General features: G+C 72.3%; 17 protein-coding genes. 11 read left to right on the top strand and 6 right to left on the bottom strand.

All coding sequences use genetic code 11. From position 1 onward, the window contains the following. Positions 1 to 29: 29 nt before the first annotated feature. From ACZ56U_RS01805 to ACZ56U_RS01790, 4 genes are all read right to left on the bottom strand, one after another. Positions 30 to 1040: a substrate-binding domain-containing protein gene (locus ACZ56U_RS01805; RefSeq protein WP_469082038.1), complete on the bottom strand. Its 1011-nt coding sequence runs from the start codon at positions 1038 to 1040 to the stop codon at positions 30 to 32. Between the two features lie 301 nt (positions 1041 to 1341). Next, positions 1342 to 1617: a hypothetical protein gene (locus ACZ56U_RS01800; protein WP_469082037.1), complete on the bottom strand. Its 276-nt coding sequence runs from the start codon at positions 1615 to 1617 to the stop codon at positions 1342 to 1344. A 277-nt stretch (positions 1618 to 1894) separates the two neighbouring features. Beyond that, on the bottom strand, positions 1895 to 2350 hold the full coding sequence (locus tag ACZ56U_RS01795; RefSeq protein WP_469082036.1) for a DUF6114 domain-containing protein: 456 nt from the start codon (positions 2348 to 2350) through the stop codon (positions 1895 to 1897). Further along, entirely contained in the window at positions 2350 to 3021 is a 672-nt protein-coding gene (locus ACZ56U_RS01790) for a DUF6230 family protein (RefSeq protein ID WP_469082035.1), read from the bottom strand. Before ACZ56U_RS01790 ends, ACZ56U_RS01795 begins: the two co-directional genes overlap by 1 nt. Before the next feature lie 693 nt (positions 3022 to 3714). On the opposite strand from ACZ56U_RS01790, the gene ACZ56U_RS01785 reads away from it, so the two are divergent. Beyond that, positions 3715 to 4368, top strand: a complete 654-nt coding sequence (locus ACZ56U_RS01785; RefSeq protein ID WP_469082034.1) for a Tat pathway signal sequence domain protein — start codon at positions 3715 to 3717, stop codon at positions 4366 to 4368. 18 nt (positions 4369 to 4386) lie between these two features. Here the strand turns inward: ACZ56U_RS01785 and ACZ56U_RS01780 are convergent, their stop codons facing one another. Next, positions 4387 to 5307, bottom strand: a complete 921-nt coding sequence (locus ACZ56U_RS01780) for a lytic polysaccharide monooxygenase auxiliary activity family 9 protein (RefSeq protein ID WP_469082033.1) — start codon at positions 5305 to 5307, stop codon at positions 4387 to 4389. A gap of 352 nt (positions 5308 to 5659) precedes the next feature. On the opposite strand from ACZ56U_RS01780, the gene ACZ56U_RS01775 reads away from it, so the two are divergent. The 5 genes from ACZ56U_RS01775 to phsA all read left to right on the top strand — a co-directional run bounded on the left by ACZ56U_RS01775 (position 5660) and on the right by phsA (position 14266). Further along, positions 5660 to 7462, top strand: coding sequence for a S8 family peptidase (locus ACZ56U_RS01775; protein WP_469082032.1), 1803 nt, complete (start codon positions 5660 to 5662; stop codon positions 7460 to 7462). 345 nt (positions 7463 to 7807) lie between these two features. After that, positions 7808 to 8455: a ScbR family autoregulator-binding transcription factor gene (locus ACZ56U_RS01770; protein WP_469082031.1), complete on the top strand. Its 648-nt coding sequence runs from the start codon at positions 7808 to 7810 to the stop codon at positions 8453 to 8455. A 23-nt stretch (positions 8456 to 8478) separates the two neighbouring features. Then, positions 8479 to 9651, top strand: a complete 1173-nt coding sequence (locus ACZ56U_RS01765; protein ID WP_469082030.1) for a damage-control phosphatase ARMT1 family protein — start codon at positions 8479 to 8481, stop codon at positions 9649 to 9651. A gap of 409 nt (positions 9652 to 10060) precedes the next feature. Further along, positions 10061 to 12217: a germacradienol/geosmin synthase Cyc2 gene (gene cyc2, locus ACZ56U_RS01760; protein WP_469082029.1), complete on the top strand. Its 2157-nt coding sequence runs from the start codon at positions 10061 to 10063 to the stop codon at positions 12215 to 12217. 171 nt (positions 12218 to 12388) lie between these two features. After that, positions 12389 to 14266 carry an O-aminophenol oxidase PhsA gene (gene phsA / locus ACZ56U_RS01755; protein WP_469082028.1) on the top strand — a complete coding sequence of 626 codons (1878 nt, stop codon included), beginning with the start codon at positions 12389 to 12391 and terminating at the stop codon, positions 14264 to 14266. Here phsA and ACZ56U_RS01750 read toward each other — a convergent pair. Continuing rightward, entirely contained in the window at positions 14254 to 14988 is a 735-nt protein-coding gene (locus ACZ56U_RS01750) for a CTP synthase C-terminal region-related (seleno)protein (protein ID WP_469082027.1), read from the bottom strand. The genes phsA and ACZ56U_RS01750 overlap by 13 nt on opposite strands. 87 nt (positions 14989 to 15075) lie before the next feature. Between ACZ56U_RS01750 and ACZ56U_RS01745 the strand changes: the two genes are divergently transcribed. The 5 genes from ACZ56U_RS01745 to ACZ56U_RS01725 all read left to right on the top strand — a co-directional run bounded on the left by ACZ56U_RS01745 (position 15076) and on the right by ACZ56U_RS01725 (position 19660). Further along, the gene (locus ACZ56U_RS01745) at positions 15076 to 15936 is read left to right on the top strand and encodes a LysR family transcriptional regulator (RefSeq protein ID WP_469082026.1); all 861 of its coding nucleotides are present in this window, start codon (positions 15076 to 15078) and stop codon (positions 15934 to 15936) included. 171 nt (positions 15937 to 16107) lie between these two features. Beyond that, a complete protein-coding gene (locus ACZ56U_RS01740; RefSeq protein WP_469082025.1) occupies positions 16108 to 16677 on the top strand; it encodes a PDZ domain-containing protein in 570 nt (189 codons plus the stop codon). A gap of 100 nt (positions 16678 to 16777) precedes the next feature. After that, a complete protein-coding gene (locus ACZ56U_RS01735) occupies positions 16778 to 17416 on the top strand; it encodes a LysE family translocator (RefSeq protein ID WP_469082024.1) in 639 nt (212 codons plus the stop codon). A 132-nt stretch (positions 17417 to 17548) separates the two neighbouring features. Further along, entirely contained in the window at positions 17549 to 18676 is a 1128-nt protein-coding gene (locus ACZ56U_RS01730; protein WP_469082023.1) for a M24 family metallopeptidase, read from the top strand. Between the two features lie 48 nt (positions 18677 to 18724). After that, on the top strand, positions 18725 to 19660 hold the full coding sequence (locus ACZ56U_RS01725) for an aminoglycoside phosphotransferase family protein (protein WP_469082022.1): 936 nt from the start codon (positions 18725 to 18727) through the stop codon (positions 19658 to 19660). The last annotated feature ends 83 nt before the right edge of the window (positions 19661 to 19743 follow it).

Below are 19743 nucleotides of genomic sequence, written 5' to 3'. Positions count from 1 at the left end.
GGGAACGGGGGCGGAGGTGGACCGTTCGGTCAGCGCGTGCCGCCCGCCGCGAACTTCGCCACCGTCTCCACGTTCGCCTTGGTCACGAACGCCGGTCCGGTGAGCACGGGCGCCACCCCGCCGCCGCTGACGTTGCCGTTGGTCTTGTACAGCCACAGCGAGTCGACGGCGAGATACCCCTGGAGATAGGGCTGTTGGTCCACGGCGAACTGCACGGCGCCGCTTCTGACCGCCTTCACCAATCCCTTGTTCAGGTCGAACGTCGCGACCCGTGCCCGGCTGCCCGCCTCTTTCGCCGACGCGACCGCGGTGAGCGCGAACTGCGCGCCGTTGGTGACGACTTCGTCGATGGTCGCATCCTGCCGCAGCCGGGCCGTGAGCACGGCGGAGACGGCCTTGGGCTCGGTGCCGTCCACGTAGAGGTTCTCGGTCTCGCCGCCGAAGGTCTTCTTCACCCCGGCGCAGCGGGCCTCCAGGGCGACGTTGCCGCGCTCGTGGATCACACAGAGCGCGTGCCGGGCCCCGAGGTCGTCCAGCTTGTCCCCGACGGCCCGGCCGGCGACGCTCTCGTCCTGGCCGAAGAACTCCAGCAGCCCCCCGGACCGCCAGGAGTCGATACCGGAGTTGAGGCCGACCACGGGAATGCCGGCCGCCTTGGCCGCGGCGACCGGACCGCGCATGGCGTGCGGCCTGGCGAGGGTGACCGCGATGCCGTCGACCCTCTCGCGGACCGCGTCCCGCACCAGCCCGGCCTGCCCGGCCGCGTCGGGGTCCCCGGTGTACGTCAACTCGATGCCGTCCTTGGCGGCCGCCGCCTCGGCGCCCCTGCGCACCAGGTCCCAGAAGGTGTCGCCCTCGGGGGCGTGGGTGATCAGAGCGACCCTCAGTCCGGCCCCGCCCGCCTTGCCCGCGGAGCCAGAGTCGGAGTCCGAGGTGCCACCGGAGGAGGAGCAGCCGGCCGCTATCAGACAGACGGCGGCGGCGACGGCCAGGACGGCAACACGTCTGTGGGGAGCGGGAGGTGGGGGAGGAGTGATCATGATGGTGCGGCACCTCGCTGTGCGGCCGAGCTGGAGGAACGGCGAGAGGGGGCACCCGGAAGAGGTTCGGCGTGTCGTACACCGTCCGGGTGACTCTCACTGGCCGGAGCCAATCGTGTGGGGCCATCGGTAGTCAAGTGAGCAGCGACTTTCGGTGAATTGTCGCTGCCGCTTCGTGATGTTCAGGTGCGGACCAGCCACGAGGCTTCACGAGGTCCGCCCTGTCGCCCTCGCCATGCTCCCGGCCCGGACGGTCCGAGGTCCGAGCTCTCCCGGCGTCACAGGTGCACCGGCCCGCGCCTCAGCCGTACGACAGGTTCGAGCAGGGATCGTCGTCCGCGGACCGTGCCCCGTCCGCGAGCTCCCTGGGCAGGGCCGTCGGTGCGGCGGCGGCAGGGGTGGGCGCGGCGGCGTACGACTGCCCGAGCACGACACTGACCCCGCTCCCGGTGACGGACCGAAGCCCGGCCCCCGGGAACGCCTTGGCGACGCGGTGGCCCCGGCGACGGCCCGCGCGGAGACGGCCACCGTGCCTGTGCCGCGGGGGTGCGGGCCTCCGCGTGCTGGTGATCGTCATGCGCGCCCTCTTGCGTATTGCGCCAAGAGCGAGGCGAGGGCGATGAGGGACGACGACACCGCCGTGGCGGAGCCGGCGGCCGCCACGCAGGCACCGACCGCCATCTAGTCGGCGACCGCTCAGTGGTCGGCCACCGCACAGCGTCAGCCGCCACGCCACCGTCGGCCAGTCGCCGCACAGCCGTCAGCCGCGCACTGAAAAACCCGGCTGCTCGCCCCGTGCGCAGTGTGTGGGTGGGGCGAACAGCCGGGATTTCAGCGGGAGTCGGCGGCCGGGCTCACGCCGGCTGTTCGCCGGCGGCTCCCGGCGCCGGCGAGACCCGCGCGGCCTTGCGCCGCTTGCGCCGGCTCACCCGGGGTTCCTGGTCGGGCAGCCAGCCGAAGGTCATGCAGCTGCCGACGACGCCCAGCAGCAGGCCGATGAAGAAGCCCCCGAGGTTGGACGTGAGCCAGGTGCCCAGGGTGACCAGAACCCCGGTGATCGAGTAGAAGAGGCGCTGGGCGGGGTTGAACAGGATCAGCAGCCCCAGCACCACCATCAGGGCGGGCAGCAGGTAGCCGGCCAGGCCCTGCATGCCGATGTGCAGGATGACCTTCAGCGACGCCTTCATGGTGACCAGGATCTCGGCGCCGCCCAGGGCGAGCAGCAGCCCGCCCAGGAACGGACGGTCGGCCCGCCAGGCGCGGAAGGCCGACCGCACTCCTCCGCGTTCAGGGAGTGGAGTGTCCGACATCAGCAACCCGAGCCGCTGAAGCTGAGCTTGAGACCCGGGAGCTTGAACACCGCCGCCGTGGTGGCGTAGTTGGTCTGCCGCAGGTTGGCGATGCGCACGGTGTCGGCCTGCTGGCTGAAGACGCCGATCGGACCCTTGACCCCGGCCTTGGTGAGCGTGCTGGCGTCGTTGCCGATCTCGATGTTGGTGAAGGACGCGTCGCCCGACAGCTCCGTCGAGTCGGTGGTCAGGTCGGTCGCCGTCACCTTCTGCGATCCGCTGCCCGCCTTGATGAGCAGGTTGGTGCCGCCGAGGTCGACGCTCTGGCACAGGCTGTCGAGGGTCGCGCTCTTGATCGCGGAGGTCACGACCAGCACCTGCCCCCCGGTGTCACCCTCGTTGGGGCTGCCCGGCGCCATGTTGTCGAGTCCGCCGAACTGCTCGAACCCGGTGCCGTTCAGCTCCTTGGCGGTGACCGTGAACGGCATCCCGGAGATCGCGAACTGCACGCCCAGCGCGCCCTCCGCGGTGAGGACCGCGAGCGTCGCGGCGACCAGCGTGGCCGGTACGGCCATCACGGCGGCCCGGCGAGCCCGGACCCGCCCTCGTCTGACGGGGTCGGGCGAGGAACCGCTTTCCGGCTTCTCGGGGATGTTCTCGGCGGACGACGAGACGTCCGGGGACGAGGCCATGTCTGCTCCCAGGTGCATAGAAAGTGCGTTTCGGCATCTCACTGGCACGTTGTCCTGGCGCGGACAGCGCCTACGGTGTGCGGCCCCTGCAACTCCCGGCGGACGCAAGGGCTTTCCGCTACTCCGCAGTAGCCGCTTCGGAAGTTACCCGGGGTTACATTGAAGGGTCAAGGGAGTTGTGGAAAAAGGGTGTCGGTTGTGCCCCACCTGTGCCTCGGTGGGGTCCAGGCCGGCTCCTCGGCGGGGTCCAGGTCTGCGCCTCGGTGGGTGCGAGACGCGCCCCCAGCGTCTCGGCCGGCTATTTGACTATTCGTCAACTCCTGTGCCGTGTATTGACGTTGACGCACACTCAGGTCTACAACTCTCCCTGGTTCACCCCGGATCCGTGGCGCCGGATCCGTCACGCGGCACTGTCCGCGTCTCCCGGACGTCCTGTCCGCACCGGGCACCTCTCCGTGCCCGCCGTCCTCCCAGGCACCCCGCACGGCCGTTCCCCCCGCGGTCCGTGTCACGTGCCCGTCCCGCCCGGCCCGGCCGGAGGCCACCCCACGGTTCTCCGGCCGGTCACCGGCCGGCTGCCGTTCCCGGTCCGTCACGTACGGAGAAGGCGTGACGGGCCGGTGACGGCGGACGCCGCGTCGCGTCCCCCCACCCCTTGATCAACCCCCCACCTCGGAAAAGAGGCACCCCCGCATGCGTACGCGAACCCTGCTCACCCTCACCGCAGCCCTCGCCGCCTTCACCCTCCCCGCGATCTCCCCGGCGTCGGCCGCCGACAACGTCCTCACCACCGGCTCCCTGGGCGGTGACGCCGTCGCCGAGGGCACCACCGTCACCGCCGCCCTGGCGAGCGGCACCACGGCGACGCTCTACTCCAGCGCGACCGGCACCACGGGCATCACCTGCACGGCCTCGCAGTTCACCGCGACGGTCGACAGCAACCCGGCAGCTCCCGGCACGGCCTCCGAGTCGCTCACCGGCCACACCTTCAGCAACTGCACCTCGAACAACGTGGGCGTGCTCGGTGTCACCAGCGTGACGGTCAACAACCTGGCCTACACCACCACCGTGACCTCCGAGGGCGCTGTCACCGTGGCCCCCGGGAGCGCCGGGGCCATCCAGACCACCGTCGTGCTCAGGACCCTGCTGGGCAGCGTCACCTGCGTGTACCAGGCGACGAACGGCAGCCTCACCGGTGCGGCCTCCAACACCGACAACAGCATCCAGTTCAGCAACCAGCAGTTCACCAAGAGCTCCGGTTCGTCTCTCTGCCCGGGCAGCGGCTTCTGGACGGCGAAGTACGCCCCGGTGAACGCCTCCGGCGGTGCGGCGGTCTTCGTCAACTGACCCTCGTACGACCGGCGTTCAGCGTCGACGCAGACGCAGCGCCAGGGCGGCGCCCCCGGTGAGCACCAGCACCGCGGCGGCGCCGCCCGCCACGAGCGGGGCCGAGGGGCCCGAGCCGGCGGTGGGCGTGGACGCCACGGGAGTGGAGTCCGGGGCCGCCTTCGACGCCGTGGACGGTGCGGCGGCGGAAGGGGCCGCGGTCCGTGGCGCGGTGCTCGGCGAAACACTCACCGGCGCCTTCGCCTTCGCGGTCTCGGACGGCGTCGGCGTCGGTGACGGCGTCACCCGCTCCTTCGCGGCCCGCGGGAACACCACGTCGGAACACGAGTAGTAGGTGTCCGGCGTACTGCTGTTCTGCCAGATCGTGTACAGCACATGGCGTCCGCTCCGGTCGGACGGCAGCTTCGCCCGCAGCCGGTACGCGCCGCCCGTCAGAGCCGGGTCCTGGATCTCGGCGAAGGGCCGCGAGGGCAGGTCGGACCAGGTGAGCGGCTTCGCCGGGTCGTAGCCGGGCTTGGTCAGGAAGAGCTTGAACGTGCCGGTGTGCGGAATCGTCGAGGCGTACGTCATCGTCATCGTCGCGCCCGGCGTCAGCCGGGTCGACGGCCAGTCGGTGCGGGCGAGGTCGAGGCCCTGGTAGGCCGGCAGGCCGCCGCTGCACAGCTCCCCGTCGGGGACGGTCTGCCGGTCACGCCCGTTGACGTTCGCGACCCGCAGGTTGTCCCACGCCGCGAAGGACGTCCCGTTCGCGGCGATCGCCGCCCGGCAGGCCGCCGTGCCCGCCCGGGCACCGCCGTCCGGGGAGCAGGCGTGGACCCGGCTCACCGGGTCCGTCGGCGCGCCGTGCGCCCGCGCCGGGCCCGCCGTCCAGAGGGTGAGCGGCAGCGAGACGGCGGCGAGGGCCGCCAGGGCGGTGCGGTGTGCGGTCATCCGGGGCATCCGGGACGTCTCCTCGACCGGCGCGGGAACGGTTTGCTTCCGTGCAGTACGGACCTCGGGCCCGGCGCGTTCAGTGCGGGACGGGATGGTCAAAAGGGCTCATTTCTTCCCAACTCCGCGCCGACGAGGGTGGGTTTCACGCCGGATCGAGGGTTTCCCCTGTATTCACATGACCTTCCCTTTGCCTATCGTTCGACCTCAGCCGACCCACAGGTAACCCCTTCGACGATCGGCTGAGCGCTTGGCCGGCCCCCGCGCCGCTTTTCGACCCACCCCCCGCCGCTTCATCGACGAAGCGACCAGACCGCCGCTCCGCCCTGCCCGGAGACGGCCGGCCACGAAAGGCAAGCCCTTGCGTACCTCCCCCTCTCTGCGGCGGAAGATGATCTCCGTCGCCGCGGTCTCCGCCGCGCTGTTCACGGCGGCCACCGCCACGGTGGCCGTGGCCGAGGAGGCCGCCGCCCCGAAGGCAGCCGCCGTGCCCACCGCGCAGACCGAGGCCGCCCCCGGCGTCACCGCCGAGCGGCTGATCGTCGGCTACGAGTCCGGTGCCACCGAGGCCACGTCGAACAAGGCCGCCGAGGCCGACGCCGTCGCCAAGGGCAAGGAGGCCGGCGAGGACGTCGACTTCCAGCGCCGCCTCGGCACCGGTGCCGCCCTGGTCGACCTCGGTTCCGACGCGACCCGCGCGGACGTCGCCGAGGTCGTCGCCGAGTACAAGGCGGACCCGCAGGTCGCCTTCGTCGTACCGGACCGTCTGAACACGCCGCAGGCCGACCCGAACGACACCGAGTACGCCAAGCAGTGGGACCTGTTCGAGTCCACGGCCGGCATGAACGTCCCGGGGGCCTGGAACACCACCACCGGTTCCGGCGTCACGGTCGCCGTCATCGACACCGGCTATGTCACCCACTCCGACCTCGCCGCGAACATCGTCGGCGGCTACGACTTCATCGCCGACACCGCGGTCTCGGTGGACGGCGACGGCCGTGACAGCAACCCGGCCGACCCGGGGGACTGGTACAACGCGAACGAGTGCGGCTCCGGCATCCCGGCGTCCACCTCCTCCTGGCACGGCACCCACGTGGCCGGCACCATCGCCGCGGCCACCAACAACGGCAAGGGCATCGCGGGTATCGCGCACGGCGCCAAGATCTCCCCGCTGCGGGTGCTCGGCAAGTGCGGCGGCTACGACTCCGACATCATCGACGCCATCACCTGGGCGTCCGGCGGCACCGTCTCGGGCGTGCCCGCCAACACCAACGTCGCCAAGGTCATCAACATGAGCCTGGGTGGCGACGGGGCCTGCACCGCCGCGACCCAGAACGCCATCAACGCCGCCGTGAACCGCGGCACCGTCGTCGCCGTCGCCGCGGGCAACGACAACGAGAACGTGTCGGGCCACTCGCCGGGCAACTGCAACAACGTCATATCGGTCGCCGCGACCAGCCGTACCGGCGCCCGGGCGTCCTACTCCAACTACGGCTCCCTGGTGGACATCTCCGCCCCCGGCGGCCAGACCAGCACCGGCACCGCCAACGGCATCCTGTCCACGCTGAACTCCGGCACCAAGACGCCCTCCAGCGAGAATTACGCCTCCTACCAGGGCACCAGCATGGCCACCCCGCACATCGCGGGCCTCGCCGCGCTGCTGAAGTCGGCCAACCCCTCGCTGACCCCGGCCCAGATCGAGTCCGCCATCAAGGCCAACGCCCGTGCCCTGCCGGGTGCCTGCTCGGGCGGCTGCGGCGCCGGTCTCGCGGACGCGGCGAAGACGGTCGCGGCCGTGAGCGGCGGCACGAGCACGGGGACGACGTTCTCCAGCGGCACCGCCGTGGCCGTCCCCGACAACGGCTCGGCGATCGAGTCCTCCATCACGGTCACCGGCCGCAGCGGCAATGCCCCCTCCGCCCTCCAGGTCGCGGTGGACATCACCCACACCTACCGCGGTGACCTGGTGGTCAGCCTCGTCGCCCCGGACGGCACGGTGTACACGCTGAAGTCGGCGAGTTCCTCGGACTCCGCGGACAACGTCAACACCACCTACACCGTGAACGCCTCCAGCGAGACCGCCAACGGCACCTGGAAGCTGCGGGTGCAGGACACGGCCGCGCAGGACACGGGCACGCTCAACAGCTGGAAGCTGACGTTCTGAGACTGCCGCGACCACCGAGACCCCTGGGTCTCTTCAACCCTCGGGCCCCGCGGGCCCGATGAGCGGGCGGGCCCTCCGGGTCCGATGAGCGGGCGGACCGGCCGGTGCGGATGGGGCACCGGCCGGTCCGTCGTTTTTTCGACCGCCCGCCCGGTTTCTCCTCGCGCCGTCCGCCGGGTGTGCACAAGTGATCTACAAGTAGCGGGAGGCCTGGGAACCGGACGGAGTTCGGGGGGCCCGTGTTGACCGCCGGACGGTGAGATATCGTGTACGGGGAGTAAGAAACAAACGGCATGGCCTGTTCTTTTCGGGTCGTGCACTCTCGCCCCCAGGAGAGACTCGCCTATGGCCAGGCAGTTACGAGCCGAACAGACGCGCGCGGCGATCATCGCCGCCGCCGCCGAACTGTTCGACCGACGCGGATACGAGTCGACGAGTCTGAGCGACATCGTCGATCATGCCCAAGTGACCAAGGGTGCACTCTATTTCCACTTCGCGGCGAAGCAGGACCTCGCGCATGCCATCGTGGAGCTCCAGTGCGCGAACATGCGCCGGCTCACCGAGGAGATGGACCGCCGCGGCTGTACCGCGCTCGAGGCCCTGATCCGCTCCACGTTCGGCATGGCACGCCTGTCCCTGGAAGGCCCGGTGCCGAGCGCCGGACTCCGCCTCGCCACCGGTGGCCTCCATCTGCCGCCCGAACTGCCGCACCCCTTCACGCAATGCCTGGGCATCGCCACCCACCGGCTCCGCGACGCCGTCAACGAGTCCGACCTCCACCCGGACATCGATGTCGACGCCGCCGCCCACTCCCTGGTCTGCTCCCTGGTCGGCACCCGGGTCGTCGGCCACTCCCTGGAGCCCGCCACCCGCCACCCCCGCCGGCTCGCCGAGCTGTGGCACATCCTCATCCGCGGCATGGTGCCGGTGCCCCGCCGCACCCGCTACCTGAGCCTGGTCACCCAGCTGGAGCGGGAGCTCAGAACCGTCTGACGCCGCGCGGTACGGTGGCGCGCATGCCCCACATCCCGCCCGTGATCCTCGGCGACGAACCAGGCTCCTTCCCCCACGGCGTGCTCGCCGACCGGCACCCCGCGATCATCCGCCAGGTACGGGATTCCTTCCCCTACGGCCCGCAGCAGCACCGCGCCCTCGACGCCCTGCTGGAGAACTGCACGAACGGCGCCGTGGAACCGCTTCCGGCCGACTCGACGGACCGGGAGCTCTGGGAGGCCTGGGGAGCGGCCCAGTACACCGGCCGTTCCTGGTTCGACATCCCGTGGCTGTGGTCCGAGAGCTGGTTCTACCGCCGACTCCTCGACGCCGTGGGCTACTTCGGCCCCGGGCCCTGGCAGGGCATCGACCCCTTCCGGCCGGCCAAGCTCGCCGAGCTGGACGCCCCGGAGACCGACGAGGAACTGGCCGCTCTCGACGCCCTCGCCGGCCGTCCCGCCGGTGAACGGCAAGCCGCCCTGCTGCACGGCTCGTTGTGGGGAAACCGCGCCGACCTCGGCTTCCGCCTGTCCGACGCCGACGCCGAGGGCCGGGCCGCCGTCCCCGGTCTGGTCGCCGACGACAGCGCGGCCCTCGGGGCGTTGCTCGACGACGCGGACACCCTCTGTCTGGTCGCCGACAACGCGGGCCGCGAACTCGTCCCCGACCTCCTGCTGATCGCCCACCTTCTCGCCGAGGGCCGCGTCCGGTGGGTGGTCCTGCACGTCAAGCCCTACCCGTACTACGTCTCCGACGCCACGACCGCCGACGTCGTCGACGCGGTGCGCCGGCTGATCAGGGCGCCCGGCGCCGCCGCCGGACACGGACGCGAGCTGTGGGCGGCGATGACCGACGGCACCCTCACCGTGCGCGCCCACCCCTTCTCCTGCGCCCCGCTGCCGTACGAGGCCATGCCGGACGACCTGCGCGCGGAGTTCGCCGCGGCCACCCTCACCGTCTTCAAGGGCGACCTCAACTACCGGCGCCTGGTGGGCGACCGGAGGTGGCCGCCGACCACCCCCTTCGCCGACGTCACCGCCTACTTCCCCGGCCCGGTGGCCGCGCTGCGCACCCTGAAGTCCGACGTGATCACCGGGCTCGACGCGGCGACGGAGGACGCCCTGGTGGCTGCGGAGGGGCAAGGATGGCGGACCGGGGGCACGCATGCGCTGATCCAGGTCCGAACAGTCGACTGACGTCGATGGGAAGGGCAGGTGGTTTACCACGGCGCCCACCGGTCCTCACCGACCTCACCCTCACCGTCCCCGACGGCCAACTCCTGTGCGTGGTCGGCCCGTCTGGCCGCGGTGAGTCCACCCTGTCGAGCACCGTCGCCCGCCCCGCCGAGGCGGGGAACGCGGTGGAACCGGCGAGGGCCGCGCCGGCGACGGCCGCGAGCGCGGTCCGGCGGGAGAGGGCTCGGTGGTCGTGGTTCATCGGGACTCCGGTGAGGAGGGGACACGTGAACGGGTGAAGTCCGCGCGCGTAGAGATGAACGCCACAAGACCCGTCGAGAACTCCCGAGTTCGGCCCCGATTCACGCGATGGTGTGATCATGTGTCGTCTCGCGGATGCCGTCGAAGGGCGCTGGGTAGGGCCCCGCGCATGACGCAGCCCTTCGAACTCCCGCACTTCTACATGCCACATCCCGCGCGGCTGAACCCGCACCTCGACGAGGCGCGCGCGCACTCGACGCGGTGGGCCCGCGACATGGGCATGCTGGAGGGATCCGGGGTCTGGGAGCAGTCCGACCTCGACGCGCACGACTACGGACTGCTCTGCGCCTACACCCATCCCGACTGCGACGGCCCCGCCCTCTCGCTGATCACCGACTGGTACGTGTGGGTCTTCTTCTTCGACGACCACTTCCTGGAGATCTTCAAACGCACCCAGGACCGCGCGGGCGGCAAGGCCTACCTCGACCGGCTGCCCCTGTTCATGCCGATGGACCTGTCCACCCCGATGCCCGAGCCGCAGAACCCCGTGGAGGCGGGCCTCGCCGACCTGTGGACGCGTACCGTGCCGGCCATGTCGGCCGACTGGCGCCGCCGTTTCGCCCTGGCCACCGAGCACCTCCTCAACGAGTCGCTGTGGGAACTGTCCAACATCAACGAGGGCCGGATCGCCAACCCCGTCGAGTACATCGAGATGCGCCGCAAGGTCGGCGGCGCCCCCTGGTCGGCGGGGCTCGTGGAGTACGCGACGGCCGAAGTGCCGCTGTCCGTCGCGGGGTCCAGGCCGCTGCGGGTGCTGATGGAGACGTTCTCCGACGCCGTCCACCTGCGCAACGACCTCTTCTCCTACCAGCGGGAGGTCGAGGACGAGGGCGAGAACAGCAACGGCGTGCTGGTGCTGGAGACGTTCTTCGGCTGCACCACCCAGGAGGCCGCCGACACCGTCAACGACATCCTGACCTCCCGCCTTCACCAGTTCGAGCACACGGCCCTCACCGAGGTGCCCGCGCTCGCCCTGGAGCAGGGACTCACGCCGGGCGAGGTCGCCGCGATCGCCGCCTACACCAAGGGACTTCAGGACTGGCAGTCCGGCGGCCACGAATGGCACCTGCGTTCCAGCCGCTACATGAACGAGGGCGCCACCACCACCTCTCCCTGGCACGGCCCGACCGGCCCCGGCACCTCGGCCGCCGACATCGGCGCCCTGCTCGCCGCGGCCGGCGCCGAACGCCTGCGCGCCTACACGCACGTGCCGTACCAGAAGGTCGGCCCGTCCCTTCTGCCCGACTTCCACATGCCCTTCGAGGTCGACCTCTGCCCGCACCTGCCCGCCGCCCGCCCCCGCCTCACCGCGTGGATGCACCGCATGGGCATGCTCCAGGAGGGCGTCTGGGACGAGGACCACCTCGCCGCGGCCGACCTGCCGCTGTGCTCGGCCGGCCTGGACCCGGACGCGACACCCGAGGCGCTCGACCTCAGCGCGCAGTGGCTCGCCTGGGGCACGTACGGCGACGACTACTACCCGCTCGTCTTCGGTCACCGTCGCGACCTCGGCGCCGCCCGGCTGGTCACCCGGCGCCTGTCGGACTGCATGCCGGTGGCGGGCGAAGCGGTGCCGCAGCCGCAGAGCGGCATGGAACGCGGCCTGATCGACCTGTGGGCACGCACGACGGCCGGGATGACCCCGGACCAGCGGCGCACCCTGAAGGACGCCGTGAACGTCATGACCGAGGGCTGGGTCTGGGAGCTCTCCAACCAGATCCAGAACCGCATCCCCGACCCCGTCGACTACCTGGACATGCGGCGCGCCACCTTCGGCTCCGACCTCACCCTGAGCCTGTGCCGGATGGGCCACGGCCCCGCCGTCCCGCCGGAGGTCTACCGCAGCGGCCCGGTCCGCTCGCTGGAGAACGCCGCCATCGACTACGGCATGCTCATCAACGACGTCTTCTCGTACCAGAAGGAGATCGAGTACGAGGGCGAGATCCACAACGCGATCCTCGTCGTGCAGAACTTCTTCGGCGTCGACTACCCGACCGCGCTCCACGTCGTCCATGACCTGATGACCCGGCGCATGGAGCAGTTCCAGCATGTCGCGGCCCATGAACTGCCCGTGGTGTACGACGACTTCGACCTGTCGGAAGAGGCCCGCGAGATCATGCGGAACCATGTCCTGGACCTCCAGAACTGGATGGCGGGCATCCTGAACTGGCACCGCACCGTCGACCGCTACAAGGCCGAGCACCTCGCCCGCCGCACCCACGGCTTCCGCCCGGACCGCCCGCCGGCGCTGCCCCTCGTCGGCTGACGCGCGTCACGGAAGGTGACAGCCGCCCTGGGTGACAGGGGTTCCCTCACCGGTCGTCGAAGTTTCCGAATTTTCTCGTACGGAATGGGATATTCAGGGAACTTCGACGATGCGCCACGAGTCTTCTGAGATGAGGGGAACAACCAACAGATCACACGGGGGAGTTCGATCTTGACTGACATCATTGAGAGGATCACGGAGAGCGACCAGGGGGAGCGGCAGGCGGCGCCAGGCGAACTGACGCCGTACGTCGCGCCGTTACCCGTCCCGCCCGTCCTGCGGCCCACCGGCGGCGACGTGCTGCGCGAGACGGAGATCGCCCTGCACCCGACCTGGGTGCGGCTGCACCCGCAGCTGCCGCCGACCCTGATGTGGGGCTACGAGGGCATGGTGCCCGGCCCCACCATCGAGGTGCGGCGCGGCCAGCGGGTCCGCATCGCCTGGACCAACCGCATCCCGAAGGGCAGCGAGTACCCGGTCACCGCCGTCGAGGTGCCGGTCCGCCCGGCGGGGACCGCGCCCGCCACCACCGAGCCCGGCCGCGGCGGCGTCAAGCCCGACGAAAATGTCGCCGCCCTGCCCGCCTGGTCGGTGACCCATCTGCACGGCGCCCAGACCGGCGGCGGCAACGACGGCTGGGCCGACAACGCGGTGGGCTCCGGCGACGCCCAGCTCTCCGAGTACCCGAACGACCATCAGGCGGTGCAGTGGTGGTACCACGACCACGCCATGAACATCACGCGGTGGAACGTGCTGGCGGGCCTGTACGGCACCTACCTCGTCCGTGACGAGGAGGAGGACGCCCTCCATCTCCCCTTCGGGGAGCGGGAGATACCGCTGCTGCTGGCCGACCGCAACCTCGACACCGACGAGGACGGCCTGCTCAACGGCAGGCTGCTGCACAAGACGATCGTGGTGAACCCGTCCCACCCGGAGACGGGCAAGCCGGTCACCACACCGTTCCTCGGCCCGTACACCACGGTCAACGGCCGGATCTGGCCCTACGCCGACGTGGACGACGCCTGGTACCGCTTCCGCCTGGTGAACGCGTCCAACGCGCGCATCTACGACCTGGTCCTGGTCGACGAGGACGACCAGCCGGTGCCGGGCATCGTGCACCAGATCGGCAGCGACGGCGGGCTGTTGCCGCGCCCCGTGCCGATCGACTTCGACGGCGCGCTGCCCACCCTGACCGCCGCCCCGGCGGAGCGCTTCGACCTGCTGGTCGACTTCCGCGGCCTCGCGGGCCGCAGGCTCCGGCTGCTCAACAAGGGCCCCAACCAGCCGGTGGGCGTCCCGGACCCGGTGGGCAACGTGCGCTACCCGGCCGTCATGGAGTTCCGGGTCCGCGAGTCCTGCGAGGCCGACACCTTCGAGGTGCCCGAGATGCTCTCCGGCTCCTTCCGCCGGATGACGCACGACGTGGAGCACGGCCACCGGCTGATCGTGCTCACCCCGCCCGGCACCAAGGGCGGTGGGGGCCACCCGGAGATCTGGGAGATGGCCGAGGTCGAGGACGCGAGCGGCATCACGTTCCCGGCCGAGGGGATCATCCAGGTCACCGGCCCGGACGGCACCACGAAGACCTACCGGCGCACGGCCCGGACCTTCAACGACGGCCTGGGCTTCACCATCGCCGAGGGCAGCCACGAGCAGTGGAGCTTCCTCAACCTCGCGCCGATACCGCACCCGATGCACATCCACCTGGCCGACTTCCAGGCACTCGGACGGGACCCGTACGTGGTCTCGGGCTTCGACCCGACGGTGGGCGGCACCCGCACCCCGATCACCCACGACCCGACCAGGACGATCCCGCTCGCGCCCAACGAACTCGGGTACAAGGACGTCTACCGGGTCCCGGGCAACCAGATGCTGCGCATCATGGGCAAGTTCGACGGGGCGTACGGCAGGTTCATGTACCACTGCCACTTCCTGGAGCACGAGGACATGGGCATGATGCGGCCCTTCGTCGTCCTGCCCCCCGAGGCCCTGAAGTTCGACCACGGCTCCGGGCATCACGGCGGGCACGGGCAGGGTCACACCGGCTGACCCCGGTCGGCCACCGCGTGCGCCACCGCGGCTCGCGCCAGTGCCCGGACCATGGGGTGCGGGTGCGAGCCGTCGCCGGACAGCTCGGGCTGGAACAGCGAGGCCAGGAAGAAGGGGTGGCCCGGCAGTTCGGCGAGGCGCACGTGGCCGTCCTCGTCGTGCCCGGAGAAGCGCAGACCGTGGGCGCGCAGGGTGTCCAGGTGGCGGGAGGGGCCGTAGGCGCAGAAGTAGCGCTCCACCGTGCGCTCGGTGCCCATCACGGTCTGGGCCAGCGAACCCGGCTCCAGCGTGACCACGCCCTCGTGCCCGAGGAGCGAACAGGCCAGCGGCTCGATGAGCAGGTCCTCGGCGTCGGGGTCGGTCTCGGCGTGCGCCACGCGGGTGAGGCCGCAGACGTTGCGGGCGTACTCCAGCAACACGTGCTGGAACCCGCCGCACGTGCCGAGGAAGGGGATGCCCGTCTCGCGGGCGGTGCGGATCGCCGTGAGCACACCCGCCTCGCTGCGGTACGGGCTGCCCGGCAGCACCCACACCGCGTCGAACCCGCTGACGGCGCCCTCCTCCTCGGCGTCCTCGGACGGGATCCAGTAGGCGTCGAGGGCGAGCCGGTCGCGCTCGGCGAGGGCGTCCAGGAGGAGGGGGACGCGGGTGTGGGACACCACGCTGGGGGAGCGGTCGCCGACCAGGGCGATCCGGGCGGCAGGGGCACTGGAGTTGGTCATGCGCTCATCCTGCGGGCGCCCGCAGGATCGCGTCCAACGATGATTCCTGGTCCCGCGATAAGCAACACTGATGAGATCCTGGGCGGCATGGACCCGCACCTTCTGCGCACCTACGTCACCGTCGCCCGACTGGCCTCCTTCTCGGAGGCCGCCCGCGAGCTGGGCTACACCCAGTCGGCGGTGTCCCAGCACATCCAGGCGCTCGAACAGGACCTGGGCGCTGCGCTGCTGACCCGTCGTCCCGTCGCGCCGACGCCGGCCGGCGAGCGGCTCCTGGAGCACGCCGGTCCGTTGCTGCTGCGTCTGGACGCGGCCCGCGCGGACGTCGTACGGCGGGCGGCGGCCCCCGAGCTCGGTCTGACGCTGGCCGCCTCTCCCACCGCGCTCGCGCCCCGCGTCCTGGCCGCACTCCCGGTCGCGGGCGTGACCTTGCGCGTCCTCGCCCGCGAGGCGGTCCTGGCGGCGGTCGCCACGGGCGCGGCGGACCTGGGTCTGGTCGACGGGCTGGCCGCGCCCAGCGACCCGCTGCGGCTGCCGGACGTGGCACCGCTGACCAGCCGGGGCGCGGGCGAGGAAGCCGTCCGCGTCCTGCTGCCCGACACGCACCCGCTCGCCCGCCGCACCCGTCTGCGCCTGGGCGACCTCGCCGACGCCCGCTGGCTGGACGCGCCCGACGCCGGCCTGCCGCTCGCCCAGCTCCGCGCCGCGAACGGCGGCCACGGCTTCCGCCCCGCCCTGCGCTACGACGGCACGGACGTACGCACCCTCACCGCCCTGGCCGCCGCGGGCCGCGGTCTGACCCTGCTGCCGGCGTCCGCGGCGACGGGGGTCCCGGGCGCCGTCGCCGTCCCGGTCGTGGAGCCGCGCGTGGTCCACCGGACGGAGCTGGTGCACACGGGAACGCCCGGGGGAGCGGCCGCGGCACTGGCGGACGCGCTGACTGCCTGACCCCGGGCCCGCCGCGGTCCTCGCGGTCGGCATCGAGCGGGTGGCCGAACACCCATGGCTTCCCGTTCGTGGCCGCCGGTCAGTCTCACTCGTTCGTGGCTCGTCCGGCGCCCGCGGTCCGGGTAGGGCACCAGCGGGGAGCGACCAGTGTCCGTCCGCCGGAGGCAAGCCATGGAACAGACCGCGTTGCGTCCGAAGCCGATGCCCGGCCAGGAGCCCGGCGGCGGCCCACATCGTGCGGCCCGGCATCCGCACGCGGCACCCCGCCGCGGCCGGAAGCTGCGGACCCTGCTGCTCGCGCTGTTCGTCGGGACGGTCCTGGTGCTGTCCGGCGTGGGCCTCGGCACCGTCGGCGCCACCGTGATCGGCATGAGCCGGCTCGCCGAGCTCCAGCGCCGGACGGAACAGGCGCCCCCCGCCCCGGCCTCCGCCCCGGTCCCCGCACCCACGCCGCCCGCCACCTCGCCGGCCCCCGCCCCAGCGACCCTCGGTGTGGAGGCCGTGGACGCCGAGAAGGCGGGCGCGCTGGTCGTCGGCGTGCACGTACCCGGGCCGGGCTACGCGGCGGGCCTGGTACGGGGCGACGTCCTCCTGCACGTGGGGAAGAAGCGCGTCGACTCGGCCGCCGACCTCGCCCGCGCGGTCGCGAACACCCGCCCCGGCCGGAAGGTGCTTCTGACGGTCCGTCACGAGAGCGGTGGGTACCAGCAGCTGACCGCGATCCCGGGCGTGGTCACATGAGGACCGGGAAGCGCACCAGGTGCGGTCGTCCAGCGCCCCTGCCTCCCCTCAGCGGGAAAACCGGTGGTCGGCCACCGCCCCGCGCGCCACGATGTGCCCCATGCCGAGCACGCTCATCGCCTTCCTCGGGGCCTGCACCCTGATCGCGGCCGCCCCCGGACCGAGCACCGTGCTGATCATCAAGCAGTCGCCGCACAGCAGACGCGCCGGGTTCCTGACCGTGCTCGGCAACGAGACCGGCGTATTCGTCCGGAGCCTCCTCGCCGCGTTCGGCCTGACCGCGGTGCTGACGGCTTCCGAGGTGGCGTACGACGTGACGCGTCTCGTCGGCGCGGTCGTGCTCGTCGCCTTCGGCGTCCAGGCACCGCGCCAGGCGCGCAGGAGCGAGCCGGACCCGGACACGACCGCGGCCGGGGACGAGGACCGGCCCGGCGGCGGGAACAGCGGCTGGGCCGCCTACCGGGGCGGGCTGCTGCTCAACCTCGCCAACCCCAAGGCCGCCGTCTTCGCGATGTCCTTCCTGCCGCAGTTCGTGCCCGCCGGCGCCCCGCACCCGCCCACGATGGTGGGCCTCGCCGCGCTCTGGGCGGTCTACGAGGCCGGCTGCCACGGCCTGTACGTGTGGTTCGTCGGCCGGAGGCGCACCCTGCTGTCGCGGGCCGGGGTGCGCCGACGGCTGGAGCAGGTCTCCGGGGGCCTCCTGCTGCTGCTCGGCGTCCGCCTGGCCCTGGAGAACTGACCCGGTGGCCGGGACGTTCCCTCTCGCGCACACCCCCGTCCCCGCCGAAAACGCCGCGGACCGGCTCGCGCCGCCCCCGCTGTCCGGGCAGGATGCTGCCCGTAGTCCCTTCACCCGCCCAGGGAGGCCCGGATGACCGGCAGCAAGCCCGCGCCCTTCACCGCCGACGACTACCGGGCCCGCATGGAGCGGGCCGCCCGCGCGGCCGCCGACGCCGGACTCGCCGGGCTCCTCGTGGCGCCCGGGCCGGACCTGGTCTGGCTCACCGGCTACGCCCCGACCGCGATCACCGAACGGCTCACCCTGCTGGTCCTCGCCCCCGGCCAGGACCCCGCCCTCGTCGTCCCCACCCTGGAGGCCCCGGACGCCGCGCACGCCGCCGGAGCGCCCGCGCTGACCCTGCACGACTGGACCGACGGCAAGGACCCCTACGCCGCCACCGCCGCCCTCCTCGACGCCGGCGGCCGGTTCGGCATCAGCGACAACGCCTGGGCGATGCACCTGCTCGGCCTGCAGAAGGCGCTGCCCGGCACCTCCTACGCCTCTCTCAGCGACGCCCTGCCGATGCTGCGGGCGGTCAAGGACGCGGCGGAACTGGAGCTCCTGGCGGCCGCGGGTGCCGCCGCCGACGCGACGTTCGAGGAGATCCGGAACGTCGCCTTCGGCGGCCGCCGGGAGTCCGAGGTCGGCGCCGACCTCGCCGCGCTGCTGCGCCGCTTCGGGCACGAGCAGGTCGACTTCACCATCGTCGCCTCAGGACCCAACGGCGCCCATCCGCACCACGAGGTCGGGGACCGGGTCATCGAGCGCGGCGACATGGTCGTCCTCGACTTCGGCGGCCTCAGGAACGGCTACGGCTCCGACACCTCCCGCACCGTCCACGTCGGCGAACCCACCGACGAGGAGCGCCGGGTCCACGACCTGGTGCGCGAGGCCCAGGAGGCGGGCTTCAGGGCGGTGCGGCCGGGCGTCGCCTGCCAGGAGGTCGACCGGGCCGCCCGCGCGGTCATCGCCGACGCCGGGTACGGCGAGTACTTCATCCACCGCACCGGTCACGGCATCGGCGTCACCACCCACGAGCCGCCGTACATGATCGAGGGCGAACAGCAGCCCCTGGTCCCCGGTATGTGCTTCTCCGTGGAACCCGGCGTGTATCTGCCCGGTCGCTTCGGGGTGCGCATCGAGGACATCGTCACCGTCACCGAGGACGGCGGGCGCCGCCTCAACGACACCACCCGCGAGATGGTCATAGTGGACTGAACAGCCCTCAGCAGCCCCAGCACACCCCCGAGTGAGTACGGCGCGACCATGACCCAGGCACCGACACCCACCGCGGACACCGTCCGCCGGCTGGTCCGTTCCCTCCTCAAGGACGCATCGAGCGGCTCCGGACCCGAGGTCCGGCCCGTCTCCGAGGGCGCCGAGCCCGCCACCTGGTGGGTCGGCGCCCGCCACGTCCTGCGCCTCGCCCCCGACCGCGAGGCCGCCCGGCGTCAACGCCGCGAGCTGCGGCTGCGCGACCTCGTCCGCGCCCATGTCCCGGTGGCCGTCCCGACCAGCGTCGCCCACGGCGAGTGGTCGCCCGGCCTGACCTACACGCTGGACACCCTGGTCCCCGGCGGCTCCGCGCGCGAGCACGAGGTCTCCGCCGTCGGCGAGGCCGACCTCGCCGCCGTGCTCACCGGGCTGCGCGAGGTGCCGGCCCGGCAGGCGGAGACCCTCGGCGTCCCGCGCGTCGCCCCGCGCTCCCTGGAGGCCTGCCGCCGCGCGGCCGGGAACGCCGCCGAACGGCTCGGTGCCGCCGACGAGTTCGACCCGGGCCGGCTCAACCAGTTCGGTCTGCCGGCCGCCGCGCAGCTCGTCGCCCAGTCCGGCACCGCCGTCCTGGTCCACCACGGCCTCACCGGCGACCACCTCGTCGTCAGCGCGGAGGGGCGGGTGCGCGGCGTGCTCGGCTGGTCCGACGCGGTCCTCGGCGACCCCGCCGAGGACATCGCAGGCCTCGCCCTGGCCGTCGGCTCGCCCGCCGCGGTCCGCGCCGCCACCCTCGCCGGGTACGGTGCCCGCCCCTGTCTGCGCGGTCTGTGGCTGGCCCGCTGCGACGCGCTGATCCGCCTCGCCGAACGCCTGGAGGGCCGCGGCACCACCCCGCTGCCGGAGCTGCGGGCACAGCTGCGGCACGCCTGGGAGGCGATCCTGCTGGAGCGGGTCACGGAGCCGAGACGGGACGAAGGAGAGCCGTAGACCCGCCCCGGCTGGAGGCGCCGGGCCGCCGCTCCTTCCTGGAGCAGCACCACACACGGCTCCGCCCCGGCCGGAGGCATCCC

The sequence above is a fragment of the Streptomyces sp. NPDC034103 genome (assembly GCF_055575395.1).
Note: the sequence above shows the minus strand (reverse complement) of the source record. Positions and strands in the feature narration are given on the sequence as shown.